Origin of the sequence: Paraburkholderia sediminicola (genome assembly GCF_046026855.1) — a bacterium.
Lineage (GTDB): Bacteria > Pseudomonadota > Gammaproteobacteria > Burkholderiales > Burkholderiaceae > Paraburkholderia > Paraburkholderia sediminicola_A.
Map to the genome: position 1 here is coordinate 216,216 of NZ_JAQQET010000004.1, position 23,538 is coordinate 239,753.

Below are 23,538 nucleotides of genomic sequence, written 5' to 3' on the forward strand. Positions count from 1 at the left end.
GGCTGAGAGCAACGCGAAGTGACGCGTTCCGGCCATACAGCTCTTGCTGTCATCCGCACGTTTGGCGCGGCGAGCAGGCAGTTGCGCCCGCTTGCTCATCACTTACCACCACTTCAAAAAACAATCGCCGACTTGATCGATTGCAGCGCCGCGCTGTTCAGGAGGTAGTAGCTGTCTTGCGGCGTTCCGCCGCCGAGCGGCGTGAGCTGTAACGTCGTGCCGTCCTTGATCAGGTAGCCCGCGTAAATTCCACCATTGTTCTGATAGTAGACACGGTAGTCGGTCGCCGTCGCGCCCAGCGCCGTGTTGGCGACCCATGCCCGCGTTCCGGCGAGCGTGACGATCTGTCCATCGCTAATCTGATAAGTCTTGCCGTCTGTCGTGCTCGCGTAGGGAAAGAAATTTTCCAGCGTCGAAATCGTGGCGGAGCACGGCGTCGGATTGCTCCCGGTCGTGGCGGGCGTGAGGCAGTCGTACGTGAAGGCCTCGTCGCCGACCGTGTGCCTGACGACTTTGATGTAGGCCGCGCCCGTTTGCCAACTGGCCTGCTGGTTGTACAGCGATTGCCCGTTCAACGTATTCGTGAGAACGCCAACGGCGCTGTTCGCAAAGAGCTCGGCGGGTGAGGCGGAAATCAGGCCGCTTAGCGGCACCACGGTGTAGCTGGTGCCAAGCAACGTGCGAAGCACTGTTTTACCGTCCGATGTCAGATAATCTATCTGGACATTCGCCCCTGAATAACTGATCCGGGCTTGTGGCGGAGACGCGGAGGTATTGACGGCGCCGTTGACGAGTAAGCGCGTTGCCGCCATTGCCGGAACCTGCAGTGTGGACGACACAGAGGTGTACGTTTCGGTCATCAGCTGCGCCTCATTTGCGGGGCTTTGCGCGACGCTCGAGTCCTCGGTGTAGAAGACACTGCTCGGGTTGACGGTCAGTGCGCCAGTCGACGATGTGCTAATCGACAGGCTGGCGCTCAGATAGTGCATACCGCCGTTCGCCGCGAGCGCGACACTTTCGTAGTTCTTTTGCGCGTCACTCAGATTCGAACTGCTTGCTGTCGACCCCGAACTACCCGACGAGCCTCCCCCGCATGCAGACAAAAGAAGGGCCGCTCCCGCAGCCAGAATTGATTGTCTATTTACTAATTGTCTTTTATATACTTTCATTTTTGATTTTTTGTCTTTCAATTTTATTCTAATGATTCTTTAAAAGCCCCGAATGAAGCATTGATCGTTAGCAGTTCGATTCCGGTCATGTAAAGTATCTCATCCTGCTTCGCATATTCGGAAATATCGTTAGATATACGATGCATGGGTTCTCGATTTTTCCAGGTCGAGAAAGCACGGGGCAGGGCAAACCCGCTGTTAATACAACACTTCGACCAATGAAAAAAATCATAACCGCTGCTGTGCTGTTTACCGTTGGGTTGCCACTGCTGGCGATCGCGCAATCGGCGCCACCGCCTGCCATTAAGGGTGGAGATTCGTGGACCTACGTGAACACCTTTGAGAAAGCGCCTTCAACTTGGCGTCAGTCGCACGACGAAGTGACGGTTTTGCGCGCAACGCCTTCCCACATCTACTACACATCGAAGCAGTCGGGATCGACTCAGGCGCCGAGTGAGGTGATCGCAGGCGCCGACTGGAGCCGCGAACGGAACGTGAATGGCGCCGAGGTTGTCGTCAATCGACCGTTCCTTTTCCCGCTATCGCCGGGCAAAACCTGGAACCTGGAATATACGGAACTGCATCCGAACAAGGCCTTCGCTTCGCAGAAGTGGAGCAGCCAGTATCGGGTGGTGGGCATTGAAACCGTCGAGGTGCCGGCGGGGAAATTCCAGGCGATTAAAGTCGAAGCGGAAGGCGAATGGGTTGCGCAGATCGAGCCGACCCAGACCATCACTCAAGCCGTGCAGACGCAGCAGGGCGATACCGCCATGGTGACTCACGCACAGAAAACAGGTCCCGCCCAGGTCACCGGACGCACCTATAAAGCGTTCTGGTATGTGCCTGAGATCGGCCGCTGGGTGAAATCAGTGGAAGAATATTACGGCAGTAATGGCGTGCGAAACGAGCGCTATACAGGTGAACTGGAGTCGTTCAAAAGAAGCACGGAATGATTGGAATGCGTGCGATTAAACTGTCAGCTTTTGCAGCGTTAGAAAAAAGCCCCAAACACCTGGGTTTTTTTCTAGTAGCTGTTTACTGTGAAACTGGCCAGGCATGCGTATTCCAAACCTTGAACGCCGCTCCTTCTACTTGCGCCTGATTTACGCGCTCTGCCTCTGCGGCGCCACCTGGACACATCTGCAAGTGGCGCTCGTCCACGGACTCTGGTGGGACTACGGCGGCGTGGCACCGCTGACGCGAGTCTACTGGACGTCACTGCTCTTCATTGATCCGCTAACGGTTCTGCTACTGCTGTTGAGTCCACGAGCGGGACTGATCCTCTGCGTCGCGGTCATCGGGACAGACGTGGTGCACAATTCATGGTTCGCGCTGCATCATCCGATCCGCATGGACCTGTACCTTTCGCAGATCGTCTTTCTGCTGTTCGTCGCGTTCACGGTGCGAACCGCCTGGCGAGGCGCTACAAGCCGGTCCGCCGCGCTGCGCGCCGTCGATTGAATTTGCCCGATTGCCTCTTTGCGCAATTGCCCGTCCACACGAGGCTGCATGTACCTACAACTCACCGGCACGAACGTCCGTCTGCTCGGCTCGATGCATCTGTTTCCGGCAACGAGCCGCCGAACGCCGCCGTGGGTCGCCGAAGCGTACGACTGGGCCGAATCGCTGGTCTTCGAATCCGATCCACCGACGATCCTGCCGTTTCTGAAGACTCGCCCACCGGGTGGTGCCAACCCGTTGCAGCCCTTGCTCTCCGCCGATGCCTGGAATCAGCTACAAGCTGTGTGGCCTGCGGAAGGTCCGTTGGCGCCGCTCGTCGATCTGCGTCCATGGGCCGCACTGATCGTCGCGCCGACGCTGTTTCAGCAGGTTGTTGAAGGCGTCGAGCCGCGCATGCTGCGCTCGGCGCTGACGCAAGCCAAACCGTACCAGTATCTCGAGACTGCGCAGGACGTGGCGGCGTCGCTCGAATCGATTCCGCTTGAAGCGGTCGGCACCGCGCTCGGCATGCTGATGTCCGATCTCGCCGAGCCGCAGCGTACGCTGGAGCGGATGCACGCCGCCTGGCTAAAGGGTGATCTGCCGGCCGTGCACCAGATCGCCGTCGAGTCGCCGATGTTCAACCTGCCCGGCATCCGCCACGCCATTCTCGATGCCCGCAATCGCGCGTGGGCGGCGCGCGTGACGGGGTTGCTCGGGCGACCGGAGCGGACATTGGTGGTGGTCGGCGCGCTGCATTTGTGTGGGCCCGGTAACCTGATCGACTGTCTCGCACAGCCTGTCGAGCCGGTATTTGGCGCGCCATAGCCTAAGGCCGCCACGCGCGGCATAATTCCGCATTGCCGCCGCTCGTTAAGGCGCGCCTCTTTTGAAGACTTTCCATGACTGAACCGCAGCAAACCGCCGCCACGCGACTGGCGCAACTCGAATGGCGCTGGAAAGCGTTCGAAGACCTCACGACCGCCGAGGTCTATGCGATGCTGGCTGCTCGCAGCGCAGTGTTCGTCGTCGAGCAGAACTGCGTGTATGACGATATCGACGGGCTTGATTCAGATGCCTGGCACCTGTTCGCCTTTGGTCCCGGCGACGCATCCAGCAACAAGCGCTCACCGCTCGCGGGCTATCTGCGCGTGCTGCTGCCCGACGCCGACGACACCGATATCCGCATCGGCCGTGTGCTGACAACAGCGGACTTCCGCGGCATCGGCCTCGGCAACGCGATGCTCGAGCGCTCGCTCACGCATATCCGCGCGCAGTGGCCCGGTACGCCGATTCGTTTGCATGCGCAGGCGCATCTGCAAGGTTTCTACGGCGCATTCGGCTTTACGCCGGTGTCGGAGATACACGAAGAGGACGGCATCCCGCACGTGTGGATGCGTTCGGCCTAAGCGAGGTTGCAACCCGGCTCGGCTCGGCGCGCGCCGACCGGCTTCAAACGCCGCGACTTCAACCGATTCGAAATGTTCAGCGGTGGCTGCTCGCAGGCGCTGACGCGGTTTGCGCCAAGGCTTGCGTCGCCTTTACGCGCCGCTCGCCGCGCAGACGTCCGCGTGCTGACAATCGCATCCAGTGACGCAACGCCACCAGTGAGCCGATCACGCTCATCATCGAACCCGGAATCCATAGCAACAGCCCGCCGATCTGCTGATCGCGCATCGGGCTCAGCCATGTGAAGGCGCGGCCGCAGATCGAGTAGATCGGATACAGTTCATGCGGCGTAAAGAAGATAAACGCGCCGAGCATGATCTGCGGCGGAATCGCGGCGATCACCACCAGTACGCGCTTGCCGGGTGACAAACGCGCCGGTGGCGCTGGTCGCGGATCGAGCACGAGCCACCAGAACAGCAAGCCGTCGATCACCATGCTCCAGTTCATCACGCGATAAAGCCGCCAGTCGAGCATTGCCACGAAATGGATCGGCGACATCAGCCAGAAGTAGATCAGCCCAACGAACAACGTGACGGCGACCACCGGGTGCATCACCACGTCGAGCAGCTTGCGTACCACCGGAGTCTCCAGCGCGGGCCTGACGAAACGCTGCCGCCAGCCGAAGGGAATGCCCGCGCGCAACGCGGCGCCCGGATAAGAGAGCGCGATAAAGAACGGCCCAAGGTGATGCAGCACCAGATGCTGCGCGCGATGCATGAAGAACTCATGCTCGAAGAAATAATCGAGCCGCGTATGCAACGCGACATACAAGGCGACCAGCCCGAACCAGAAGGAAATGCGTCGGGGAATCGACACCTTCGCCTTGTGCGCGCCGCGCACGAAAAGGATCGCCGGCACCAGCAAGGCGATCACGACGGTCGGCGAAAACTCCCAGGGATCGAGCCAGTAGAGCAGGTTCATTGCAGGGCGTTACTTGGTCTGGGCGGGCGACTTGACGGCGAACGGCGTATCGAGCGTTTCACCGTCGGAGAACTTCAGCGTGAGATGCACGGTGTCGCCCGGTGCGATTTTGTGCTTCGCGTCTTCGAGCATCACGTGATAGCCGCCTGGCGCAATCGCCACCTGGCCGTGCGCGGGCACCGTCAGCTTGTCGACCATCACCATCTTTTGCGTTGAACCGTTCGACACGGTTTGATGCAGCATTGCGTCGCCGTAGTCGTTGCTGGAAATATCGACGAGGTCGACTGGCTTGTCGCTCGCGTTCACCAGCGTCGCGTAGCCGGCGGCGGGCAGGTTGTTCGGCAACCAGCGCACCCATGCGTCCTTGACGCTGATCGCCTGAGCGCCGGCGGCGTTCGCGATCGAGGCAAAACCGAACGAGAGGGCGAGGGTGCAGCTCAGTGCGGCGAAAGTTTTGATCTTGGTCGACATGGATGAACTCAGGAAAGGTCAGGAACGGTCATCAATGATACGGCGCAGGTCTTGTGCGATCGCATCAGGGGTATCGTGATCGGTGGCGAGCAGGCGCGCGTGGCCTTGCTGGTCGAACACGTAGACGGCCGAGCTATGGGTGACTTCGTAGTTGCCGTTGGGGTCGCGCTTTTCCATCTGATAGGCGACACGGTAACGCTTGGCGAGCGACTCGATCTGCCAGTCGGTGCCGGTCAGGCCTTCGGCGTGTCGCGAGTCGAAGGCGCCGACGTAGTCGTGCAAGGCTTTGGGCGTGTCGCGTGCCGGGTCGACAGTGATGAACAGAATGCGCACTTTTTGCGCATCCGGGCCGAGTTTGCCGAGTACCTGCATCAGGCGGCCCATCGTTTCGGGACAGACGTCCGGACAATGCGTGTAGCCAAAGTAGACGAGCGAGGTGCGGCCTTTAAACGAATCGCCAGTGACGGTGCGGCCGTCATCGCCGGTCAGCGTGAAATCGAGATCCGGCAAGTGGCCGGTCACGTTGGTCAACTGGAACGGTTCGGCGCGATGCGTGCAGCCGGTTAGCGCACCGAGCACGCCCACCATGACGGTCAGTGCGAACAGGCGCCCGGGCCACGAGCGGCGTGGCGTTACGAGGTTCAACTGCAGATGGCGGGACGAGAGAATGGGGAACAAAGCAGGGTTCAATGACTCGATTGAATAGCGGCGCGTGACGTTGCCCATGAATGGACGCGGCGTGGTTCGTGCAAGGCGCGCAGCCCGTCATAGTGTGCAAATAGGGTTGTCACTGCAATGGTCTGCGTGGCTGCGACTGTATCGCAAAATGTCCGGCGACGTCGTGCAACGCCCGCGGGCGCGCGGTTTGCGAGGCAATTTGACGCAGGCGGCTGAAAGCTCGCTGAAGCCAGATTGTTCTCTTTTTGAACGCAATTGTGAGCTGCATCGGCCGAGCCGCCCGGTCAGGCTTGTGTCCAGGCTTACTTTCTCGAAAAATTGACGGATGCGCGGTAAGATGCGCACACTTTTCCGGCCGCAGAAGGCTGAAAGGCAAAATTAACCGATGCAAGCACTTCCGGCTGTTCTGTCTCCGAGCGAGACGGCATTTTTCTTCGACTTCGACGGTACGCTCGTCGAACTCGCGCCCACGCCGGACGGCGTGCTGGTGCAACCGCGCGTCATCGCGTTGCTGAGCGAGTTGCGCAGTCTCACGAACGGTGCGGTTGCGATCGTGTCAGGCCGCGGCATCGATAGCATCGACGGTTTTCTCGGCATGCCCGATCTGCCGATCGCCGGTCTGCACGGCGCCGAACGGCGCGACGCGAACGGCGACACGCAGCGCATCGGCTTTCACGACGAGCGCCTGTTGCGCATGGAGCAGGTGCTCGCGCAGGTTGTCAACGACCATCCCGGCATGCTGCTCGAAATCAAAGGCGCCGCGCTGGCCTTGCATTACCGCAACGCGCCCGACCGCGAGCCGGTGGCGCGCGAGGCAACCGAGCGGCTGGTTGCCGATTACCCCGGCTCATATGTGTTGCAGCCGGGAAAGATGGTCTACGAAATCAAACCGAAGGACGTCGACAAGGGGCGGGCGATGCGCGCGTTCCTGGAAGAGCCGCCGTTCGTCGGCCGCAAGCCGGTGTTTGCCGGCGACGATCTGACCGACGAGAAAGGCTTTGCCGTCGTCAATGAGCGCGGTGGCCTGTCGATCAAGGTGGGCGCGGGCGATACGATGGCGCATACGCGCGTCGACTCGGTAACGGCGCTGCTCGACTGGCTGGAATCGATTGTCGCGGCCGCGCGCGGAGCGTGATGGTCAGGCCGTATCGTTCAACGTATATGACTTACTGCATCGGGAACCGCGCTTCATGAGCCGACTGATCATCGTATCGAACCGGGTCGCACCTATTTCGGAAGGCGGCCCGGCCGCAGGCGGTCTGGCGGTTGGCGTGTACGACGCGCTGAAGGAAACCGGCGGCATGTGGTTCGGCTGGAGCGGCGACGTGCTCAGCTCGGGTCAGCCGCAAATCAAGGTCGAAGAGCGCGGGCCGGTGACCTTCGCGACCATCGCGCTGATGCGCCGCGACTACGACCAGTACTACCGCGGTTTTTCGAACGCCACGCTGTGGCCGGCGTTCCACTACCGCGCCGATCTGGTTCAGTACGACCGGCACGACTTCGAAGGCTATTGCCGCGTCAATGCGTGGCTCGCCCAGCAACTCGTGCCGCTCTTGCGCGAAGACGACGTGATCTGGGTCCATGACTATCACCTGATTCCGTTCGCCCAGGCGTTACGCGCGGCCGGCGTGAAAAATCGCATCGGGTTCTTTCTGCATATTCCGTTTCCGGCGTCGCAGGTGTTGCTGGCGGTGCCCCCGCATCGTGAGCTGGTTGAAGCGCTGTGCTCGTTCGATCTGCTCGGTTTTCAGACCGCGCCGGATTTGCGGGCGTTCTGCGATTACATCGTCAACGAGGCGAACGGCACGGTCGACGTGTCGGGCAACGGCCCGCTGAGCGTTCATGCGTTCGGCCGCAGCTTGCGCGCGGCGGCTTATCCGATCGGCGTCTATCCGGATGAAATCGCCGAGCTTGCGAAAGCGGGCGAGCGCGGCAAGCCGGTACGCACCATGAAGACGGCGCTGCATTCGCGCAAGCTGATCATGAGCGTCGACCGCCTCGATTATTCGAAGGGTCTGGTCGAACGTTTTCGTGCGTTCGAGCGCCTGCTGGAGCATTTCACCGCGCAACGCAACAAGGTCTCGTTCCTGCAAATCGCACCGCCGACGCGGGCCGACATGCACGCCTATCAGGACATCCGCCTGCAACTCGAAGGGGAGTCGGGGCGCATCAACGGCCGCTTCGCCGAGTTGGACTGGACGCCGATCCTGTACATCCACAAGCAGTACGAGCGCTCGGTGCTCGCCGCGTTGTTTCGCACGGCGCATGTCGGCTACGTCACGCCATTGCGCGACGGCATGAACCTCGTCGCCAAGGAGTATGTGTCGGCGCAGGATCCGGACAATCCGGGCGTGCTCGTGCTGTCACGCTTTGCCGGCGCCGCGCAGGAACTGGATGGCGCGTTGATCGTGAATCCGGTGGATATCGACGGTATGGCCGAGGCGCTTGCCAGCGCGCTGGAGATGCCGCTTGCGGAGCGTCAGGCGCGTCATCGCGACATGATGGTGCAACTGCGCGAGAACAACGTCTCGGTGTGGCGCGATAACTTCATGCGCGATCTGCAGAGCGTGGATGGTGCGAGAAGCACCAGAACTGTGAAAGTGCGTGCTGGGTCGGGTAAGAAAGCCACGCGCGAAACCCTGGCCGGATAGGCGGCCTTCAGCCCGGTTACAACTGCCCGTGAAAACAGAAAAGCCGCTTTTGAGCGGCTTTTCTGTTTGTTGCTGACGTAGCAAGCGGGCGGCGCGTTGCTTAGACGACGTGCTGCTCGTCTACTTTCTTACCGCCGATGTGCAGCGTCGTGCCCTTGCCGTACTGCTTCGAGAGCAGATCGCGATACAGGCCCGGCCGCTGGCGCAACTCTTCGGGACTGCCGTCGTCGATCACCTTGCCCTGGCTCATCACGATGATCCGGTCGAAGTTATTCAGCGTCGACAACCGGTGTGCGATCGCAATCACCGTGCGACCCACCATCAGCCGGTCGAGCGCCTTCTGGATCGCTTCTTCCGACGCGCTGTCGAGTGCCGAAGTGGCTTCGTCGAGCAGCAGGATCGGCGCGTTTTTCAGAATCGCTCGCGCAATCGCGATCCGCTGGCGCTGTCCGCCGGACAGCTTGACACCGCGGTCGCCGACGATGGTGTCATACCCTTCCGGCATGGCTTCGATGAAGTCGCTGCAACGGGCTTCGCGCGCGGCGGTGAGCACTTCTTCCCGGCTTGCTTCAGGGCGGCCATAAGCGATGTTTTCGTACACCGTGCGATGGAACAGCGAGATATCCTGGGGCACCAGTGCAATGGTATGGCGCAGGCTGTCCTGGGTGATCGTGGCGATGTCCTGGCCGTCGATCTTGATTGCGCCGCCCTGCGTCTCGTAGAAACGCTGCAGCAGTGCCAGCACGGTGGATTTACCCGCGCCCGACTTGCCGATCAGGCCGACCCGCTGGCCCGGCTCGATATGCAGATCGAAGTGGTCGAGAATCGGCCGGCGGCGCGGATAGGCAAACGTCACGCTTTCGAAATCGACCCGGCCGCCTTGTGGCACGAGTTCGGTGGCGCCGTCGCGATCCGGCATGCCGTGCGGCTCGAGCAGGGTGCGAACGGCTTCCGCGAGCCGCGCGACGTGCTGCGTGACGTCGACCAGCGCCACGGCCAGATCGCGCGTGCCGTGCAGAATCGTGAAGCCGAGCGAGCTGACCAGCACGATATCGCCGGAGGTTGCCTTGCCTTGATCCCACAGCCACAGCGCCCAGCCCAGCAAGCCCGCCGACAGCAGCGCGGTAATCACGGCATGCAGCAGGCGCAGCTTTTCCAGATAAAGCAGGCTCTGCTGGCGCGCTTCCATTTCCGCTTTGACGGTCGCACCGAAACGCTGCTGTTCGCGAAACGTCATGCCGAACGCACGCACGAGGCCCATGTTGCTGATCACGTCGACCAGTTCGCCGTCCACCGACGCGGCTTTCGTGGCGAAATGGTGATGCCGCGCCGAGCCACGCCCAGCGAGCTTGTAAAGCACGACCGACAGAATGGCCGAACACAGCATGAGGCCGCCTGCCATCAGCGGATTCACGGCGATGATCATGACAATTGCGCCGAGCACCGCGATACACGGCGGCAGCACGTTCCAGGCGGTGGTGTTTTCGGCGGTGTAGACCGCATTCGAAGTTGCCGTGATGCGGCTCGCCAGCATGCCCGGCTGTTTCTCCGAGTAGTAAGTAGGCGAGTGCCCGCTCAAATACTGGAACAGGTCGCGCCGCAAGTCGCCGGTGACAGCGACGAACGTATGCGCGGCAACCCAGCCGCCGACCCGCCACAGCATGTTGTCGGCGGCGATCAGGCCGACCAGGATGGCGAACGCGCCCCACAGTGGACCTGGGTGATGCCGGCCTTCGCCGAGCACGTCGATCAGATGCTTGATCGCGTATTGCGAAGCGAGCGCACAGCCCACGGCCGCAAATACGCTGCACAGGACGATCGCATGGGCGAGCGGATGGCGGCGGATAAAGCGGAAAAGAAACGCAAGCGGCCTATGCGCATAGCTCGCAAGCTTTGCGTTCTGGGCATTACGCTGGGCGATGGTTAAGTGTTCCAATTGATCGTGAGGTTTGGTGTGTTCAGGTTGTGCATGCAAGGCATGGGCCACAGCAAAAGCGTTCGCCGCGAAGCCGATGCTTCGCATTGTAAACATGCAAAAGCGATTGCGCCCTGTGTATCCGGGCAATGGCGCGACTGATTTCGCGATAGACGACCGCGACCTACTGTTGCTCGACCCGCCGATGGAGCGGTGGTTCACGCAGGTTGCGGAATATTTCGGGATATAATTACAAATTGCATTCAACTGCGGTGCGGCAATTCTTCAATGCCTGCCGGCAAAGTTGACACAGGAGCTTACAGCTGCCGCCTTCGGGTCAGCGTTACAAGTCAGTTGCTACTGTAGAACTGTCTTATAAAACAAGGGTTTGTAAAGTGTTTCACCTTTGTAACAACGTAAAGACTTTGAAATGTTGTGGTGCAGCGAGATGCCCGGCACCGATAATGCATGCTTTGTTGGCCCACCGAAATTTCTGACAGTTTGTCAACGTAGGTGCCATGTGTGCGTTTACCGGCACATGCGCAGACAGCGAACAGCTGAACTGGGCTCACTACCCAAGCGATCCATCGCAGGATTTCTCGAAAGAATCAGGCCCGCGCCGGCATATCCGGCCAGACTGCCCTGGCGAGCAAGCGAGTCGCTTTTACCAAACGCAGTATTTTTGCCTGATTTTTTACGAGGAGTTCTTCATTATGCGAATCGCTCAAATCGCTCCCTTGCACGAGGCGGTTCCTCCCAAGCTTTACGGTGGTACGGAACGCGTAGTGTCCAACTTGACCGAAGCGCTGGTTGAGCAGGGCCATGACGTTACGCTTTTCGCAAGCGGTGATTCGCAAACCTCGGCGAAACTCGAAGCCTTCTGGCCGCAGGCGCTGCGCCTCGACCCGACCATCCGCGACGTGATGGCGCCGCACATGCTGCTGCTCGAAGAAGTGCGCCGCCGCGCGGACGAATTCGACGTGCTGCATTTCCACATCGATTACTACCCGTTCTCGCTGTTCGCCCGCCAGCCGGTGCCGTTCCTGACCACGCTGCATGGCCGCCTCGATCTACCGGAACTGCAACCGATCTTCAATACGTTCAGCGACGTGCCGGTGGTGTCGATTTCGGACAACCAGCGCATCCCGCTGCAACAGGCGAACTGGCTGCAAACCGTTTATCACGGTCTGCCGGAAAACGTGCTCACGCCGATCAAGGACGTCGAGCCGGGCTACCTCGCATTCCTCGGCCGCGTCTCGCCGGAGAAGGGTCTCGACCGCGCGATCCGCATCGCCGGCCAGGCGGGCATGAAGCTCAAGGTCGCCGCCAAGATCGACAAGGCCGATCGTGCCTATTACGAAGAAGTGATCAAGCCGCTGATGGCACTCCCGCACGTCGAATACATTGGCGAAATCGGCGAAGCCGAAAAGCGTGAATTTCTCGGCAACGCGCATGCACTGGTGTTCCCGATCGACTGGCCAGAGCCGTTCGGCCTGGTGATGATCGAAGCCATGGCGTGCGGTACGCCGGTCGTCGCGTTCAATCGCGGTTCGGTGCCGGAAGTGATCGAAAACGGCGTGTCGGGGTTCGTCGTGGAAGACGAAATCAGTGCGGTTGCCGCTGTGAAGCGTCTGCACACGCTGCCGCGCGCCAAGGTGCGTGCAGCGTTCGAATCGCGTTTCTCGTCGAAGGTAATGGCGCAGAACTACGTCGCCACCTACGAAGAGCTGCTGCGTCAGAAGCATCGCACGGTGCTGCGCGAAGTCAACGCCAGCTAATGTGCGGTAAGTAAAGGCAGTTGGACCGCCTTGCTGGAGCGCTTTCGGCGCCCCAACTCGGCGCCCCCAGCGATCAGATGGTCCGGCTGCGCCCCAGGAACGCCCCGCGTGCATCTCGCCCACGGGGCGTTGTTGCGTGAGCGCCGCGTTTTGGCGCGTGAGTGGCAGAAAGTACGGTTTTGGGGCCGGCAGCATGAGCCTGTCTCCGTAATATCCCTATAATGGCCGTGCCGCAAATTTGGCTGCGGCGCCGCCGACGACAGGAGGATGCCTTGGCGAGAACGAAAGAGACGCGTGCGAACGCGGCGCCCGGCGCCGGAACGATTTTCGCGCTGCGCGCCATCGGTCTCGTGCTCCTCGCTCGTTGGCTTTTTTCGATGGCGCAGATGGACCTGGGCTCGTCGCTGTCGGCGATGGTGTCCTCGCCTTGGGCGTGCATCAACCTGGTGTTCCTGTTCCTGCTGATCTTCCTGCCGGGCGCGCGTGCCGTGGCTGAGCGTCCGCTGCATCCGTTGCCACAATGGTTGCGGCAAGCGCTGCGCGTGTTTGCTTTCCTTGGATTCCTGTTTGCGGTCTGGTCGGTCGGTGCGTTTGCGGCGAGCGCCGGCTGGCGGCGCGCTGCACAGGCGGTGGCGGCCACCAACGGCTGGCTGTTGGCGGCACCGGCGTTGTACGCGGCGGTCGTGTGGATTTGCCGGCCGCGCGCACTGTGGCGAACCAATATCGCCGCACGACGCTTTGCGATCGGCCGCTATGCGGTCGCGCTCGATCCGGCCACGCGCACAGTGGTCGTCTGGGCCGAGCGTCGCAAGGTGGGTCAGTACGACGCCCGCGAATTGTCCGTGCGATGGGCGACGGGTCAAGGCGGGAGCGCAAGGCCGACGCCTGCTCCTGCGGTGGCGTTCGGTGTTGCCGGCGAACCAGGTGGGCCTGCTGCGCCGCTCGGCTCGGCCGGCGGCGCGCCAGCGTTGGCGCGCAGTGGTTTTGGCCGCCGTCCCAAAATCGAATTGCTGTGGGATTCGCCGGCTGCGGCAGGCCACAATCGACAAACCGTGTTCCGCGCCGCACTGACTACCGAGGGCGATCGGGTCGCCGCACGTGCGCTCGACACATCGTTGCAGCAAGTCTGAATCTGCCGCATTGTTCAGTCGGCCGCACCCGGCGGCCGAAGCTGGCGTCGTAAAGTAAGCTGTAGTCGATAATAATAAGAAGAAGTGCCGCCCCGCGTTTCCAGTGGGCGAGTGGGACATACATCGATCGTATTGCGTCGTTTGCAGGAGTCGCTATGCTGGTTCGCTGGTTGCTTGCCGCCCTTCATCTGCTCGCTTTTGGCTTCGCCCTTGCGTCGATTCTCCGGCGTACCTGGTCGCTGCGGCGAGCCAGCGTGCCCGCAGCGTTGCGATCCGTATTCCGCGCCGACACGAGATGGGGTATTTCGGCGCTGGTGCTGATCGTCACCGGTCTGATGCGCGCCTTCGGCAGTTTCGAAAAGGGCGCCGACTACTACCTGCATGAGCCGCTCTTTCACGTCAAGATGACGCTGCTCGTGCTGATACTCATCCTCGAAGTCCCGTCAATGCTCGCGCTGATGCGTTGGCGCGCCTCTGTCAGAAAAGGCACTCCACCTGATTTGCGAAAAGCGCGTTTGTATGCGCATCTCAGCGTGATCCAGACGGTGCTGCTGGTGTTGATGGTGTTCGCGGCTACCGGCATGGCGCGCGGTATCGGGTTGCCTGCGGGCGTGGTCTAGTCGCGCGTTGAAGCGCTGGCCGGTTCGATCGCGTTCGTCGCATTGGACAGCGATGCGCCGAATGCATGCAGAACCGTCAAGCGGGTTACGTGAGAATCGTGGCGGATGAACGAAGGAGGGCGTGCGTAACCCCAGCAGAAAACGCCGCTTACCGGCGGCTTCTGCGTGACGCTCCGCACGCTTGCAACAATTTACTTCTCTACCACCAGGCTTGAATCATCGAGCCGATTCGCCTTCGCGCCGTCGGTCTTGTGCGTGATCTCCGAATCGCTCAAGCCCTTGATCAACTCCAGCGCCTGACGTTCGAACAGCCGCCTGTAGAGGCCGTTCTCGAGTCTGATCAACGCCTCGTGACTGCCTTCCTCGGTGACCTTGCCCTTGTCCAGCACCAGCAGCCTGTCCAGCGCGCGCACGGTGGAAAGACGGTGCGCCACCACCAGTGTCGTGCGGCCGACCATCAGCCGCTCCATGGCGTGCTGGATAAGCACTTCGCTTTCGCTGTCGAGGCTCGAGGTCGCTTCGTCCAGAATCAGGATCGGCGCGTCCGCGAGAAACGCCCGTGCGATAGCCACGCGCTGACGTTCGCCACCCGAGAGTTTGACGCCGCGTTCACCCACCAACGTGTCGTAACCTTGAGGCAGTGTCGCGATAAAGTCATGCGCACTGGCGAGCCGCGCGGCGCGTTCGATCTCGGCGCGGCTTGCGCCGGGCCGTGCATAGGCGATGTTCTCCGCCAGCGAGCGGTGAAACAGCAACGGCTCCTGCTGCACGATCGCGATCTGGCTGCGCAACGACGCCTGCCGTACACGGGCAATGTCCTGACCGTCGATCGTGATCCGGCCTTCCGAAATGTCGTATAGCCGCTGGATCAGCTTGATGAAGGTCGTCTTCCCGGAACCCGAGTGCCCAACCAGCCCAACGCGTTCTCCTGGCGCGATACGCACGGAGAAGTTGTCATAGAGCGGCGTGGTTTTCGCGCCATAGTGGAAAGTGACGTGCTCGAAGCGAATCTCGCCTTTGCCGATCGCGATCGGGCCCGCGCCGGGGCGGTCTTCGATACCTAACGGCTGGTTCTCCAGCGACACCAGTTCTTCCATGTCGTTGACCGAACGCTGCAGGTTGCGGATGTGCATACCCACATCGCGCAGATAGCCTTGCAGCATGAAGAACATCGTCAGCGCGAACGTGATGTCGCCAACGCTCGCTTCACCGCGTACCCACAACAGCAACGCGACGCTGAGAATGGAGGCCTGGATTGCCACCAGCATGCCACCCTGCAAGCCGCCGTTGATCGTGCCGCGCGTCCACGTCCGGCGCGTGCGATGACGCCACTTGCCGATCACGCGTTCAAGCAGAACCTCTTCACGCTCTTCGGCGCCGAACGCTTTCACCACGCCATTGCAGCTGACGGCGTCGGCGAGGGCGCCGCCCATACGCGTGTCCCATGCGTTAGCGAGCCGTGCGGCGGGCGCAACGACGCCGAGCGACACGGCCACGGTCACCGTGATATACAGCACCGAGCCGATACCAACGACCGCGCCCATTACCGGCCAGTGCCAGCCGAGCAGCACCGTTGCGCCGACCAGCATGGTCAGCGATGGCAGCAGCGCGACCAGCAACGTGTCGTTGAGCAGATCGAGCGCCCACATGCCGCGCGTGATCTTGCGTACCGTGGATCCGGCAAAGCTGTTGGCGTGCCAATCCGTCGAGAACCGTTGCACGCGATGAAACGCGTTCGCGGCGATGTCACTCATCATCTTGAGCGTCAGTCTGATGAGGTTGAAGAACACGCCCTGGAGAAGCAGCGTGGCGCTGAGCCCAAGCACGCCCAGCACGCAGAAAGCGGTAATCGCAGCGTGCCACGCGACGGCGTCGCCGGCAGAGCCCGATGCGATCGCGTCGACGAGCCGGCCGGCGAACATCGGCGTGAATATGTCTGCCAATGCCGAGAGCAGCGCCAGCGCGGCAATTGCGAAGATGCGCCAAGGCTGTTTGGCCCAGTGACGGAAGGTGAAGCCGAGGACATCCCTGAAGGCTTGTCCACGAAAGTCGAGTTTTTTTCTAGTCATTTGTCACGACCCGGTGGCGCGTGAGCGCACCGAGGTTCCAGTCAGAAGCGAAAGGAAGAGACAGTCAAGCAAGCCGGGATGTGTTGCCGACAACGATGCCGGCAACGAGACTACGGACTGTCTGGAATTTGCGCGGACGGTCTGTTCAGGCAGAACCGCGTGAGCGACGACGCGACTAACTTAAAGTCGCGAGAATGGTCGTGAGACCATCCCAGGGACGACGATATGCACTGCGAACATGTGACGCCTCCCTGTAGTCGAATGAGGTGGTGAAAATAGACGGGGCGAGTGCCCGAGGACTGACTATATCAGCAGTATTTGGCGACTGCAATCGTACGAATGTTCGGTATTGACTTCGACACGGAGGAGGCGCATGTACGCTTCAGTGCGCCCGTACGTGATCAATCCGCAGCATGCCTGCGTGCAAAAGCAAAAAAGCCCTCGACTTACGTTCGAGGGCTTTCTCTTGCGGGTCACGCGAATCTGGTGGGTGGTACAGGGATTGAACCTGTGACCCCTGCCGTGTGAAGGCAGTGCTCTACCGCTGAGCTAACCACCCGAAGAGAGCCGAATTATGTCAGGGTTTTTTACGCTCGTAAAGTACTTTTTAAGCGGTTTGCTCATCCGCTGCCGGCGTGGGTTCGAGGCGCCACACGCTCGTGCCTTTGACCGCTTTGTCCAGACCGTCGAGGACGGCTTGATGTTCGGCGACTTCGTTGTCGCTCGCGGCAATCACGACCAGATTCAGCGAATCGATCGCGATGCGTGGCGCGTGCGCGTCGCCACCACCGTGCGAATCGCCGAGCATGTCGATGACGAGGCTTTCCTGGCCGCGTGTCATCGCCAGATAAACCTCGGCGAGCAATTCAGAGTCGAGCAGCGCGCCGTGCAGGGTGCGGTGCGCGTTGCTGATGCCGAAGCGATCGCATAGCGCGTCGAGTGAATTGCGCTTGCCCGGGAACATCTGCTTGGCGCGCGCCAGGGTATCGATGATCTCCCCGCAGTAGGTTTTTACCGGCGGCAAGCCCAGCAGCGCAAATTCGGCGTCGAGAAAGCCAATGTCGAACGGCGCGTTGTGAATGATCAGTTCCGCGTCTTGAATGAAGTCGCGAATCTGATCGGCGATCTCGGCGAATTTTGGCTTGTCGCTGAGGAATTCGGTGGTCAGCCCGTGAACCGCGAGTGCGCCGGGATCGCTCTCGCGTTCCGGGTTGATGTAGAAGTGCAGGTTGTTGCCCGTGAGCCGGCGGTTCACCATTTCGACGCAACCGAGTTCAAGGATCCGGTCGCCGGTTCGTGCATTCAGGCCGGTGGTTTCGGTATCGAGGATGAGTTGACGCATGTCGGATTAGCCTGCTCTAAAAAAATCAGCGAAAAAGAAGGGCGCGCGCTTAGTGTTGCGGCGGACATCACGGCACGCATCATATTTCTGCGAGTGACGCGACACCGCGATTGGCCAGTTGATCCGCACGTTCGTTTTCCGGGTGGCCGTTGTGACCGCGCACCCAGCGCCATTCGATTTCGTGCTGCGCGACGAGCGCGTCGAGCCGCTTCCAGAGATCGGCGTTCTTCACCGGCTGCTTCGCCGCAGTGATCCAGCCTTTTTTCTTCCAGCCGTGAATCCACTCGCTGATACCTTTCTGCACGTACTGCGAGTCGGTGTGCACGACGGCCTTGCAGGGGCGCTTCAGCGCCTCGAGCGCGGCAATCACGCCCATCAGTTCCATGCGGTTGTTGGTGGTGTTGGGTTCACCGCCGAACAGTTCTTTTTCCTGGTCGCCGAAGCGCAGCAGCGCGCCCCAGCCGCCACGGCCGGGGTTGCCCTTGCAGGCGCCGTCGGTATAAATATCGATGATGTCGGAAGTCATTGGGTGTGGTTGCGTGTGTTCGGAGTGGCGGCGGGCGCGAGGCCCGCGGCGAGGACAGGTTTCTTCACTTTCAGCGGGCCGACGAGGCGCATGCCGCGCACGCGCTTGATCGCCTTGATCATGTAGGTGGCGCCGAAAATCGGCCACCAGCGGTCGCCGGCGGCTTCCATGAAACCGTAGCGGGACAGCCATTGATCGCTGCCGAGCGGCGGACGATAGCAGCCGAAGCGCCCGCGTTCAAGGTCGAAACCCAGCAGCTTGATCCAGTCTTTCAGGCGAGTGAAGGCGATCAGGTCGACTGCCGCGGGCACGAACGGCCGGCCGGTCATCTTGCCGACCGATTGACGCGCGCCCCAGAGCGACAGCGAATTGAAGCCGAGAATGATCAACTGGCCTTCGGGCATCAGCACGCGCTCGGCTTCGCGCAGCAGCCGGTGCGGGTCGCTCGTGAATTCCAGCGTATGCGGCATCACGATCAGGTCGACACTTTGTGCTTCGAACGGTAAGTCGAGCAGGTCGCACCAGACAGCGCTGCGTCCGGCCGGCGCAGGCAACCCCGCCGGCCGACGTTGGGCGGCGCTGTTGCCCGAGCCATTCGCGGTACGCCCCAGGCCGCGCGGAAAAGTGTAGGGCGCGCTTGCGCCGCTCGCTGCGTCGAGCACGAGTCCGCGGCACGGCATGCGGTTTTCGCGCAAGGCGTCGAGTTGCGGCAGGCCGAGTTGCAGCGCATGGTAACCGAACACGTCCGAGACCACGCGGTCGAGCTGGGTCTGCTCCCACTCGAGTACGTAGCGGCCGGGTGGCGAATCGGTCCAGGCAGGCCAGTCTATAATTGCTCGGTCAGTCATTTCAGAGAATGCGTCGCCTATGAATGCGCTCGAGTACGTACCGGTCCCGGCGTTTGAAGACAATTACATCTGGGTCGTTTCCGACGGGTATCACGCGGTGGTCGTCGATCCGGGTGAGGCCGCGCCCGTGCGCGCCTATCTGGCGAAACGGGGTTGGCGGCTGAGCGCTATTTTACTCACGCACCATCATCAAGACCATGTCGGTGGGGTGGCCGATCTGCTGAATGGCCAGGCCGTTCCCGTGTATGGCCCCGCCGGTGAAGCGATCCAGCACCTTACGCACCGTCTCAAAAACGGCGATCACGTGACGATTGCGGCTCCCGCACTCGAATTCAGCGTGCTCGACGTGCCTGGTCACACGAGCGGTCATATTGCCTATTTTCAGGCCGCCGACCCGCGCGGCACGCCGCACGTGTTTTGTGGCGACACGCTGTTCGCGTGTGGCTGCGGCCGCTTGTTCGAAGGCACGCCCGCGCAAATGCTGGCGTCGCTGGATTCGCTTGCCGCGCTCCCCGGCACGACCGAGGTTCACTGCGCACACGAGTACACGTTGTCGAACATCCGCTTCGCGCTCGCCTGCGAGCCGGGCAACGTCGAACTGCACGCCTGGCGTGACACAGCGAGCGAATTGCGTGCGCGTCACGTGCCGACGCTGCCCACCACCATCGCCCACGAACGCGCGGTGAATCCATTTTTGCGCGCGAGCAATCCGGCGATTCAGGCAACCCTGCAAGAGCAACTGCACGAAAAAGTGCCCGATCGTTTGGCGGCGTTTACGCTGATGCGCGAATGGAAAAACCGCTTCCGTTGACCCGTTCGGCATCAGGGTATTCCTCACGCGAAGAATCGCAAAAATTCGCCAAGCCCAAGATTTCCTTGATTTTTTTCGTAATTTTCCGATTGACGTAAACGTTGCCGTTTCGTACTATCGGCTGCAAATTCCAGCCCTTGTGGAAGCCGAGACGTTCATGCGATTTATCTTTAGTGCGTTGTTGGTCCTGACGCTCGCCGCTTGCGCGAGTCAGGGACCGGCGACGAATAGCCCGACCACCGCAACAAACCCCGCCAGTCAGCAAGCCGTAGCCGATGCCCTTCGCAAGACAGCCACCGCCAAAGAGACGATCAACGTCGACCAGGGCTCGGTCACTCAACTGACGAGCGCGGACGCCGACTTGTGGGGTCGTATTCGCCGTGGTTTTCAAATGCCGGATCTGCAAACCGACCTCGTCGACATGCAGGTCAACTGGTATGCGCAACGCCCGGACTACGTGCAGCGCATGACCGAACGCTCGCAGAAATATCTGTACCACATCGTCGAAGAGCTCGAAGCACGCCATATGCCGACCGAGCTCGCCTTGCTGCCGTTCATCGAATCCGCGTACAGCCCGCAGGCTCTATCGGTGGCGAAGGCCGCCGGCATGTGGCAGTTCATGCCGGGCACGGGCCGCACCTACAACCTCAAGCAGAACATGTGGCAGGACGAGCGCCGCGACGTGCTGGCCTCGACCAGCGCTGCGCTCGACTATCTGTCGCGTCTGCATGACATGTTCGGCGACTGGCAGCTGGCGCTCGCCGCCTACAACTGGGGCGAGGGCAATGTGCAGCGCGCGATCGCGCGCAACGAAGCGGCAGGGCTGCCTACCGACTACCTCAGCCTGCGCATGCCGAACGAGACGCGCAATTACGTGCCCAAGCTGCAGGCGGTGAAGAACATTGTGATGAACCCGCAGATGTACGGGCTCACGCTGCCGTCGATTCCGAACCACCCGTATTTCGTGACGGTCACGACCTCGCACGACATCGACGTGGACATGGCGGCGAAACTCGCAAATCTCTCCACGGATGAATTCCGCTCGTTGAACCCGTCGTTCAGAAAGCCGGTGATTCTCGGTGCCACGCAGCCGCAGATCCTGCTGCCGTTCGACAACGCGAGCGCGTTCGAGCGCAATCTGAAGGCGTACTCTGGTTCGCTGTCGTCGTGGACCACGTACACGGTCACGGAGCGCGCCGCGCCGGCGGCGATCGCGCAAAAGATCGGTGTCGACGCCGACACGCTGATGGAAGTGAACAAGATTCCGGTCGGCATGCGTTTGAAACCAGGTTCCACGATCGTCGTGCCGCGTGGCTCGGACGATGACGAAGACATCAGCGCCGACGTTGCCGAAAGCGCGGTGCTGGCCATGGAGCCCGACGTCCCCGATACCCGCAAGATGCTGATCCGCGTACGCCGCAATCAGTCGATGGCCGCGATCGCCGTGCGTTACGGCGTGTCGATCGGTCAGTTGAAGGCGTGGAATCGTACGCATCGCGATCAGGTGTCGCGCGGGCAAGTGATCGTGCTGCACGTGCCGGTCGGCAAGGCGATGCCGAGCGAACCCGGTCCGGAGCGCATCGCGACCGACGTGCAAGGCGGCGGTGTCGAGAAGATCGGTACCCGGGTCGCAGACACGAGGAGCGATTCGCGCTACGATAAGAAGAAGGGCCGTGGCCGCTCCGCCGTGGTGAAGGTGTCTGAGCCGGTGGGCAAAGCCAGTAAGCCGACAACGTCCGGCGCCAGCAAGGGCAAGGTGGCGAAAGTGTCGGCTTCCACGTCCAGCAAGGCGTCGAAGGCCGCGGCGAATAGCCGCCCGAAGACCGCGGCCAACGCGAAGAAGGGTAAGTAGACCAAAAGCGGCTCCCACGGTAGTGACCACATGCGTTGCGGGGGCAGCGCGTGGATTGCGCTCCGATCACGCACCGTGTTATTCCAACGCCGTCACCTGTGGTGACGGCGTTTTTCATTCTGCAGATCAATTCAGGCGAATTTCGCGCATTTCATTTATCTTTCGTGCTTCGGCTTTCCCGGCCGCTCATTCCAAAGCTTATGTCGTCGACCCAGTTGCGCGTTTTTCTTCTGTTTTCCGCCGGTTACTTCGTTTCGTACGTGTTTCGCGGCGTCAATCTCGGTTTTGCGCCTTTCATCACGCACGATCTCGGTCTGTCGGCCACTGATCTCGGCTTGCTGACCAGCCTGTATTTCCTCGGTTTCGCGGGCGCGCAGATTCCAGCCGGCGTGCTGCTCGATCATTACGGCGCGCGCCGCGTGACGGCAGTCACCATGTTGTTTGCCGCGCTCGGAATATGGATGTTCGGCGCAGCGCACAGCGTCGGCATGATGATGTTTGGGCGGTTGCTGATCGGCGTCGGCGTCTCGGTATGTCTAGGCGCTGCCTTCAAGGCGCTGGCGCAGCATTTCGAGCCGGGGCGTCTGCCGTTGATGAACGGGCTGGTGATGGCGATTGGCGGTTTCGGCGGCGTGATGGTCGGCTCGCCGCTCACGTGGGTGCTGAGCTTCGCCAGTTGGCGTGCGGTCTGTATCGGTCTGGGCCTGCTGACGGTGGTGGTGGCGGTGGCGCAGTGGACGCTTGCGCCTGATGCCAGGGAAACGCACCGCCAGGCCGGCATCGGCGCTCAGTTCAAAGGCACTCTGCATATCTTGAGAAGCGGCGCGTTCTGGAAGATCGGGTCGTTTTCCATCGTCACGCAAGGTGTTTTCTACGCGATGCAGTCGCTATGGGTCGGTGCCTGGCTGCGCGACGTGCAGGGTTTCGCGCCGCGTGAAGCCGCATCGCTGGTGTCGATTCTCGGCTTTGCGATGATGGCCGGCTGCGTTGGTTTCGGCGCGGCGGCACGCGGTCTGGAGCGGCGCGGAATCTCGTTGTATGTGTTTTGCGGCATCGGCATGGCGCTCTACGTGCTGACCCAACTGCTGATCATGTTCAACGTGCCGCTACCGGCGAGCCTGCTGTGGGCGGCATATGGAGTCTTCGGCGGCACCGGCATTCTCAGCTACGCGGTGATGGCGCGGCACTTCCCGGCGCAGATGATCGGCCGGGTGAATACCACGCTGACGCTGATCATTTTTCTGCTGATTTTCGGCTTCCAGATTGGCGTCGGCGCTGTGCTGTCGCGCTGGCCGGCCAAAGACGGTCATTATCCGGCGGCCGCGCATCTAACCGCCTGGGGCATTCTGGTGGCGTTACAGGTGTTGAGCGCGGTCTGGTACGTGTTGCCCGGCCGCGCACGGCTTCAGCCAGTGCGCGTGCGCGCCGAACAGGAGGTTTAAAGCCGTCGCGCAGGGTTTCGCAGGGTGGCGTCATATTTACCGGTCTTATCCCGATTCTGACCCGTGTAAATTTTGTCCAGTGGCCTCCGGGTCATGCGCAGCAAGGCTTTGACCGGCTTCATGTCTTACCCGGCTAAGCCGGCCCGCCATCTCGGATTTGGAAGGACGGGTAGTTTCGCGCTATAATTCCAAGGTTTGAGCTTATCAACCCGCACCCTAGCGCCTACCTCTCCCATACCGTTCATCCGCCGCGCGCTTTTGACGCCCCGCACCCCAGCCGATCAGTCCACACAATGGACCCATCGCGCCCCTTGCGACGTCACTAGCAGTACGCGAGCGAGTCTGCGCGCGCATCATCGATGCGTTTCGCTGCGGCTCGCAGTCGGATAGACAGGTCGGCAACAGGGTGTTCCCCAAGGAGTCTCC

The 23,538-nt window shown here is 61.3% G+C and carries 21 protein-coding genes and 1 tRNA gene; 12 read left to right on the top strand and 10 right to left on the bottom strand.

The features are described 5' to 3' along the window. Positions 1 to 113: 113 nt before the first annotated feature. Positions 114 to 1,103, bottom strand: coding sequence for a hypothetical protein (locus PQR40_RS06400; protein ID WP_408334018.1), 990 nt, complete (start codon positions 1,101 to 1,103; stop codon positions 114 to 116). Positions 1,104 to 1,309: 206 nt separating this feature from the next. Between PQR40_RS06400 and PQR40_RS06405 the strand changes: the two genes are divergently transcribed. The 4 genes from PQR40_RS06405 to PQR40_RS06420 all read left to right on the top strand — a co-directional run bounded on the left by PQR40_RS06405 (position 1,310) and on the right by PQR40_RS06420 (position 4,018). Further along, positions 1,310 to 2,122, top strand: a complete 813-nt coding sequence (locus tag PQR40_RS06405; RefSeq protein WP_408222174.1) for a hypothetical protein — start codon at positions 1,310 to 1,312, stop codon at positions 2,120 to 2,122. A 103-nt stretch (positions 2,123 to 2,225) separates the two neighbouring features. Beyond that, complete coding sequence (locus PQR40_RS06410) at positions 2,226 to 2,630, top strand: hypothetical protein (RefSeq protein WP_408222172.1); 405 nt, start codon at positions 2,226 to 2,228, stop codon at positions 2,628 to 2,630. Between the two features lie 48 nt (positions 2,631 to 2,678). Then, positions 2,679 to 3,437, top strand: a complete 759-nt coding sequence (locus PQR40_RS06415) for a TraB/GumN family protein (protein ID WP_408334021.1) — start codon at positions 2,679 to 2,681, stop codon at positions 3,435 to 3,437. Between the two features lie 74 nt (positions 3,438 to 3,511). Then, the gene (locus PQR40_RS06420) at positions 3,512 to 4,018 is read left to right on the top strand and encodes a GNAT family N-acetyltransferase (RefSeq protein WP_408222168.1); all 507 of its coding nucleotides are present in this window, start codon (positions 3,512 to 3,514) and stop codon (positions 4,016 to 4,018) included. A gap of 76 nt (positions 4,019 to 4,094) precedes the next feature. Here PQR40_RS06420 and PQR40_RS06425 read toward each other — a convergent pair whose 3' ends face one another. The 3 genes from PQR40_RS06425 to PQR40_RS06435 are packed head-to-tail and all read right to left on the bottom strand — an operon-like array spanning position 4,095 to position 6,038. Then, complete coding sequence (locus PQR40_RS06425) at positions 4,095 to 4,979, bottom strand: cytochrome c oxidase assembly protein (protein ID WP_408222166.1); 885 nt, start codon at positions 4,977 to 4,979, stop codon at positions 4,095 to 4,097. Between the two features lie 9 nt (positions 4,980 to 4,988). Then, positions 4,989 to 5,450 (bottom strand): copper chaperone PCu(A)C, encoded by a 462-nt coding sequence (locus PQR40_RS06430; RefSeq protein ID WP_408334024.1) that lies wholly within the window; start codon positions 5,448 to 5,450, stop codon positions 4,989 to 4,991. An 18-nt stretch (positions 5,451 to 5,468) separates the two neighbouring features. Then, positions 5,469 to 6,038, bottom strand: a complete 570-nt coding sequence (locus tag PQR40_RS06435) for an SCO family protein (protein WP_408508668.1) — start codon at positions 6,036 to 6,038, stop codon at positions 5,469 to 5,471. A gap of 475 nt (positions 6,039 to 6,513) precedes the next feature. Between PQR40_RS06435 and otsB the strand changes: the two genes are divergently transcribed. Further along, the gene (otsB, locus tag PQR40_RS06440; RefSeq protein WP_408222162.1) at positions 6,514 to 7,263 is read left to right on the top strand and encodes a trehalose-phosphatase; all 750 of its coding nucleotides are present in this window, start codon (positions 6,514 to 6,516) and stop codon (positions 7,261 to 7,263) included. Between the two features lie 55 nt (positions 7,264 to 7,318). Then, positions 7,319 to 8,779 (top strand): alpha,alpha-trehalose-phosphate synthase (UDP-forming), encoded by a 1,461-nt coding sequence (gene otsA, locus PQR40_RS06445; RefSeq protein ID WP_408508628.1) that lies wholly within the window; start codon positions 7,319 to 7,321, stop codon positions 8,777 to 8,779. A 100-nt stretch (positions 8,780 to 8,879) separates the two neighbouring features. On the opposite strand, the gene PQR40_RS06450 is transcribed toward otsA, so the two are convergent. Further along, positions 8,880 to 10,715: an ABC transporter ATP-binding protein gene (locus tag PQR40_RS06450; RefSeq protein ID WP_408222158.1), complete on the bottom strand. Its 1,836-nt coding sequence runs from the start codon at positions 10,713 to 10,715 to the stop codon at positions 8,880 to 8,882. Between the two features lie 692 nt (positions 10,716 to 11,407). Here PQR40_RS06450 and PQR40_RS06455 point away from each other — a divergent pair. From PQR40_RS06455 to PQR40_RS06465, 3 genes are all read left to right on the top strand, one after another. Continuing rightward, positions 11,408 to 12,472 carry a glycosyltransferase family 4 protein gene (locus PQR40_RS06455; RefSeq protein WP_408205950.1) on the top strand — a complete coding sequence of 355 codons (1,065 nt, stop codon included), beginning with the start codon at positions 11,408 to 11,410 and terminating at the stop codon, positions 12,470 to 12,472. A 272-nt stretch (positions 12,473 to 12,744) separates the two neighbouring features. Further along, positions 12,745 to 13,602 (top strand): hypothetical protein, encoded by an 858-nt coding sequence (locus tag PQR40_RS06460; RefSeq protein ID WP_408334027.1) that lies wholly within the window; start codon positions 12,745 to 12,747, stop codon positions 13,600 to 13,602. Positions 13,603 to 13,757: 155 nt separating this feature from the next. Then, positions 13,758 to 14,222 (top strand): DUF2214 family protein, encoded by a 465-nt coding sequence (locus PQR40_RS06465; protein ID WP_408222154.1) that lies wholly within the window; start codon positions 13,758 to 13,760, stop codon positions 14,220 to 14,222. Positions 14,223 to 14,413: 191 nt separating this feature from the next. On the opposite strand, the gene PQR40_RS06470 is transcribed toward PQR40_RS06465, so the two are convergent. The 5 genes from PQR40_RS06470 to PQR40_RS06490 all read right to left on the bottom strand — a co-directional run bounded on the left by PQR40_RS06470 (position 14,414) and on the right by PQR40_RS06490 (position 19,007). Then, positions 14,414 to 16,291 carry an ABC transporter ATP-binding protein gene (locus tag PQR40_RS06470; protein ID WP_408508629.1) on the bottom strand — a complete coding sequence of 626 codons (1,878 nt, stop codon included), beginning with the start codon at positions 16,289 to 16,291 and terminating at the stop codon, positions 14,414 to 14,416. A 484-nt stretch (positions 16,292 to 16,775) separates the two neighbouring features. Then, positions 16,776 to 16,850: transfer RNA gene (locus PQR40_RS06475), tRNA-Val, on the bottom strand. 48 nt (positions 16,851 to 16,898) lie between these two features. After that, positions 16,899 to 17,633 (bottom strand): DNA polymerase III subunit epsilon, encoded by a 735-nt coding sequence (gene dnaQ, locus PQR40_RS06480; protein WP_408391104.1) that lies wholly within the window; start codon positions 17,631 to 17,633, stop codon positions 16,899 to 16,901. A gap of 79 nt (positions 17,634 to 17,712) precedes the next feature. Continuing rightward, a complete protein-coding gene (rnhA, locus tag PQR40_RS06485) occupies positions 17,713 to 18,159 on the bottom strand; it encodes a ribonuclease HI (RefSeq protein ID WP_179733338.1) in 447 nt (148 codons plus the stop codon). Continuing rightward, positions 18,156 to 19,007 carry a class I SAM-dependent methyltransferase gene (locus PQR40_RS06490; protein WP_408222146.1) on the bottom strand — a complete coding sequence of 284 codons (852 nt, stop codon included), beginning with the start codon at positions 19,005 to 19,007 and terminating at the stop codon, positions 18,156 to 18,158. Before PQR40_RS06490 ends, rnhA begins: the two co-directional genes overlap by 4 nt. 19 nt (positions 19,008 to 19,026) lie before the next feature. Here PQR40_RS06490 and gloB point away from each other — a divergent pair, with 19 nt between their 5' ends. The 3 genes from gloB to PQR40_RS06505 all read left to right on the top strand — a co-directional run bounded on the left by gloB (position 19,027) and on the right by PQR40_RS06505 (position 23,112). Continuing rightward, on the top strand, positions 19,027 to 19,818 hold the full coding sequence (gloB, locus tag PQR40_RS06495) for a hydroxyacylglutathione hydrolase (protein ID WP_408508630.1): 792 nt from the start codon (positions 19,027 to 19,029) through the stop codon (positions 19,816 to 19,818). A 157-nt stretch (positions 19,819 to 19,975) separates the two neighbouring features. Further along, positions 19,976 to 21,670 (top strand): transglycosylase SLT domain-containing protein, encoded by a 1,695-nt coding sequence (locus PQR40_RS06500; RefSeq protein WP_408222142.1) that lies wholly within the window; start codon positions 19,976 to 19,978, stop codon positions 21,668 to 21,670. A gap of 200 nt (positions 21,671 to 21,870) precedes the next feature. Continuing rightward, positions 21,871 to 23,112: an MFS transporter gene (locus tag PQR40_RS06505; RefSeq protein ID WP_408508631.1), complete on the top strand. Its 1,242-nt coding sequence runs from the start codon at positions 21,871 to 21,873 to the stop codon at positions 23,110 to 23,112. Positions 23,113 to 23,538: the final 426 nt, after the last annotated feature.